At 63.1% G+C, this 4,314-nt stretch carries 4 protein-coding genes and 1 pseudogene; 4 read left to right on the forward strand and 1 reads right to left on the reverse strand.

All coding sequences use genetic code 11. The features are described 5' to 3' along the window. Positions 1–686, forward strand: a 686-nt coding sequence (locus tag EOA29_RS26940; RefSeq protein WP_127221851.1) for a PDZ domain-containing protein, incomplete at its 5' end; no start/stop codon positions are given. Between the two features lie 40 nt (positions 687–726). Next, a complete protein-coding gene (locus EOA29_RS26945; protein WP_126094098.1) occupies positions 727–2,034 on the forward strand; it encodes a replication-associated recombination protein A in 1,308 nt (435 codons plus the stop codon). A 127-nt stretch (positions 2,035–2,161) separates the two neighbouring features. Here EOA29_RS26945 and EOA29_RS26950 read toward each other — a convergent pair whose 3' ends face one another. Continuing rightward, a complete protein-coding gene (locus EOA29_RS26950) occupies positions 2,162–2,548 on the reverse strand; it encodes a hypothetical protein (RefSeq protein WP_126094097.1) in 387 nt (128 codons plus the stop codon). Between the two features lie 307 nt (positions 2,549–2,855). Here EOA29_RS26950 and EOA29_RS26955 point away from each other — a divergent pair, with 307 nt between their 5' ends. Both EOA29_RS26955 and EOA29_RS26960 read left to right on the forward strand, forming a co-directional pair. Then, on the forward strand, positions 2,856–3,686 hold the full coding sequence (locus EOA29_RS26955) for an aspartyl/asparaginyl beta-hydroxylase domain-containing protein (protein ID WP_126094096.1): 831 nt from the start codon (positions 2,856–2,858) through the stop codon (positions 3,684–3,686). A 277-nt stretch (positions 3,687–3,963) separates the two neighbouring features. Further along, positions 3,964–4,314 (forward strand): annotated as a pseudogene (locus EOA29_RS26960) (sigma-54-dependent Fis family transcriptional regulator); the annotation flags it as partial.

Here is a 4,314-nt window from a genome sequence, read left to right on the forward strand (position 1 = left end):
GCATCGGTTTCGCTATTCCCGCCAACATGGTGCGCGCCTTCGCCGACGCCGCCAAGGCCGGACTCGACTTCTTCGAGCGGCCCTATATCGGCGCCGAATTCGAGGCCGTTACGCCGCAGATCGCGGAATCGCTCGGTATCGAAAAGCCGACCGGCGCGCTGGTTTCGTCGGTCGATGCGGCCGGCCCTGCCGGCAAGGCGGGCTTAAAACCCGGCGACGTCGTGCTGTCGCTCAACAATACGCCGGTCGAAAGCATCGAGGCGCTGGACTACCGCATGGCGACGCTGTCGATCGGCTCCAAGGCGACCTTCGCCGTGCTGAGCAAAGGCCAGCAGGCGACGCTGGAGATCTCTCTGGAGCGGGCGCCGGAAGGCGCCAAGCCGACCGAGATGACGCTGCATGGCCGCAGCCCCTTCGCCGGCGCCAAGGTGGCGGAGCTGTCGCCGCGCCTTGCCCAGCGGCTCGGCCTGCGCACCGACTTGAAGGGCGTCACCGTGGTCGACATCAATCGCGATTCACCCGCCGCCGATTTCGGCTTCAAGCCGGGCGATATCGTACGCGAGGTGAACGGCACGAGCATCGATACAGCGGCGACGCTGGCACAAATTGCCCAGCAGGACACGCGCTGGTGGCGCTTTACCGTCGAGCGTGGCGGGCAGACACTGCGCCAGGTGTTGCGCTACTGAGCCCGGCCCAAGAGGGTCGCGCTCCAACTCGAAGACAAGCATGGCTGACCTGTTCAGTTCCGATGAACCGGAGAAAGCGCCGCCCGGGCGGCCGCTGGCCGATCGGCTGCGTCCGAAGAACCTTGGCGAGGTCGTCGGTCAGGAGCATCTGACCGGGCCGGACGGCGCGCTGACACGCCTGATCGATTCCGGCTCGCTCGGTTCGATGATCTTCTGGGGGCCGCCCGGCACCGGCAAGACGACGGTTGCGCGGCTCTTGGCTGGCGAAACCAATCTTGCCTTCGAGCAGATATCGGCGGTGTTCTCCGGCGTCGCCGACCTGAAGAAAGTGTTCGAGGCGGCGAAGCTGCGCCGCGCCAATGGCCGCCAGACGCTGCTCTTCGTCGACGAGATCCATCGCTTCAACCGTGCCCAGCAGGACGGCTTTCTGCCCGTCATGGAAGACGGCACGGTGGTGCTGGTCGGCGCCACGACGGAAAACCCGTCCTTCGAACTGAACGCCGCGCTGCTGTCCCGCGCGCGCGTACTGGTGTTCCGCTCGCTGGGTGAGGAGAGCATCGCCAAGCTTTTGGCGCGCGCGGAAGAAACCGAGGGCAGGGCGCTGCCGCTCGACGAGGAAGCGCGGGCCATGCTCATCCGCATGAGCGACGGCGACGGCCGCGCCTCGCTGACGCTGGCCGAGGAAGTCTGGCGCGCCGCCAAGCCGGGCGAGGTGTTCGGGCCGGAGGGCCTGCAGCGCGTCATCCAGCGCCGCGCGCCGATCTACGACAAGGGCCAGGATGGACACTACAACCTGATCTCGGCGCTGCACAAATCGGTGCGCGGTTCGGACCCCGACGCCGCGCTCTACTATCTCGCCCGCATGTTCGATGCCGGTGAGGATCCGCTCTATCTCGGCCGCCGGCTGGTGCGCATGGCGGTGGAGGATATCGGCTTGGCCGATCCGCAGGCGCTGGTCATCGCCAATGCCGCCAAGGACGCCTATGACTATCTCGGCTCTCCCGAGGGCGAGCTCGCCTTCGCCGAGGCCGCCGTCTATCTCGCCACCGCGCCGAAATCGAACGCCGTCTACACCGCCTTCAAGGCGGCGACACAGGCGGCCAAGGAGTTCGGCTCGCTGCTGCCGCCAAAACACATCCTCAACGCGCCGACAAAGCTGATGAAAGAGGAGGATTACGGCGCCGGCTACCGCTACGACCACGACGAGCCGGATGCCTTCTCCGGTCAGGACTATTTCCCGGAAAAGATGGGCCGCCGCACTTTCTACGATCCGCCCGAGCGTGGCTTCGAGCGCGATATCAGGAAGCGGCTGGAATACTGGGCAAAGCTGCGCAAAGAGCGGGAGTAACGCCCCAGCAAAACTTTAGTGCTGGCGATCGAAGGGCGTCGGCCTTTACCTTTGTGGCCCGCGCCTCTGATCAAACCCCGCTGCGTCTTCGCAATCGGGCCAATGCGTCCACCTATGCGGGACGCACTCAGTGGTCCATCACCAGCGGCTCGGAAGATGAGTCGTCGGATCCGTCGGTCTCGGTACCGGAATCTGCGCCAGTGCCAGTCGTGCCTCCTGTGTTATCCTCACCCTGGTCGTGAGCAGATTCCTTCTCACCGTCATGGCTGCCAGAGGTTCCGCTGCTGCTGTGGCTGTCGCCGCCATCGTGCTCGCCGCCGTCACCGCCACCATTGCCGCCGTCGTGACCTCCGTCGCCGCCGCCACCACCGCCCTCGGATTCGGCGTGGGCAACGGCTGGAACGAGCTTAGCCGCACCGTCAAGCGTCAAGTGGTAGGGTGCAATGGTGAGTGCCAGCGCCGCCGACGCGCGCAGCGTGAGCCAGACGAGCCGGTTGAAGGGAATTGTGGTCATCTTATCCTCCTCGTAGAGTGCTGTTAGTGAACTAATTCAGCCGAAGATCGACGACAGGCCACGACGGCTTGCGACGGTCATTGGTACGGGATAGCGAATCCAACCTGACAACTGGCTGACAGCCGTTTCGGGTGCTGCCGGCCAAGCCGGCGAGTTGGGGCGCTTCTGATGGTGGAGGAAAAGAGCGCGGCGATGATTTTGGCCCAGATTGTGCAGCGGTAGGAAAAATCCTATTAAGGCGCACGGCTGGCGGGGGTCGCCGTGATTTGGCTCATGCGAACAGGATCGCGCTTCCGCGCGAAACACTATGACAAAGCAAACCGTTAAGACCCTTCGTAAGGCTGCGACCGCAGTCCTGCTTCTTGCGCTCGGCTTCTACTTCATCCCGATCCTGACGACGATCCTCATCGTCTGCGGCCTGATCGACATCATGCGCAATGACGAGAAGAACTGGAAGCTGTTCGACCGCTATTTCCTCGGCAACGGCCTGTTCACCTGGCTGCTTTCACCGTTCAACCTGATTGTGGACCTTCTCTGCTACAGGAACCACGGCGTCTGGAAGCTTGACCAGTTTCCTGAAGACTACCAGCGTGAGATCAACGAGGTTCTGGGCGTCTTCAAGTCGCGCAAGGACGAGATCATCGCCGACATCGACGCCAATTTCGGCACCGGCCGGCGCGGCATGTATGTCTATCAGTGGTACGGCAAGCACAAGATCGACAACGTTCCCGAATTCAACAAGGACTTCAAATACATCAAGACAATTGCCGTCTCGGTCTTCAGCGGCCGTGAATCGACCTCCTGGCATTTCGGGCCGCTCCGGCTCAGCCTGCGCATCCTCTACAATCTGATCCCGGTGAAGGCCGAGATCTTCGTCCAGTGCGGCAGCAAGAAGAACTACTGGTACGACAATCCGCTGTTCATCTTCGACGACACGCTCTTCCACCGCTCGGTCAATGAATATGACGGACGCCGCTATTGCGTCTTCGTCGATATCGTCCGCCCGTCTCCGTTCCCCGGCCTGATCGCGGGCATGCTTGCTGTCGTCTCGGTCAGCGTCGAGCGCATCAATTCCGTCTTCTACAAGAACTGGAAGATGATCGGCTCGTCCAAGCCCAAGAAGGCCGCCGCCAACTGACCCGAGGCGGAACCGCAGGGTTCGAGCATCCTGGCCCGTCTTAAACCAACGTCCTATGGCGCCGATGGGAGGCGACCTTTAGAACTCCGGAGCAATTCCAGGGAAAATGCGCAGCGATTTTCCCTGGAATTGCGCAAAATCAAAAACCTGTTGCGGTCGGCGACTATATTGAAACTGAGCCGCTCCGGGTGTCGGATATGTTCTTGCGAACATGACGACGGAGCAGAGGGAGGTTCTGCTCGCCGGGAGGACTAGGTTGATCGGACGGCAAACAGCCGTGCACGCGGATTTGGTCCAGGCCTCGATCGCGAAAAGCGACGCGGCCCATTCGGCGTTGGTCGCCTCGTGGCGACGTTCCCTCCATTTGCATGGTCTCGACCCGGCCGAGCGCAAGGCGCCCAGACGGCTGACCGAAGGCGAACTGAGGCAGGCCAGGCAGCGCACGGAGCGACTCGTCCGAGCCGCCGAAGGGAGCCTCAATCGGCTTTACCTCGCCGTCGGCGGTGTCGGCTGCTGCGTGATGCTGGCTGACCGCGACGGCATTCCCCTGGAGCGCAGGGGCGCCGTTGCCGATGACGAGACCTTCGACGAATGGGGCCTGTGGACCGGCACGGTCTGGAGCGAGGAG

The organism is Mesorhizobium sp. M1E.F.Ca.ET.063.01.1.1 (assembly GCF_003998155.1).
GTDB lineage: Bacteria > Pseudomonadota > Alphaproteobacteria > Rhizobiales > Rhizobiaceae > Mesorhizobium.

What these genes read in the sequence shown, in the direction of transcription:
- EOA29_RS26945 (WP_126094098.1), top strand. Translation starts at nt 727, where the DNA reads ATGGCTGACCTGTTCAGTTCCGATGAACCGGAGAAAGCGCCGCCCGGG.
- EOA29_RS26950 (WP_126094097.1), bottom strand. Translation starts at nt 2,548, where the DNA reads ATGACCACAATTCCCTTCAACCGGCTCGTCTGGCTCACGCTGCGCGCG.
- EOA29_RS26955 (WP_126094096.1), top strand. Translation starts at nt 2,856, where the DNA reads ATGACAAAGCAAACCGTTAAGACCCTTCGTAAGGCTGCGACCGCAGTC.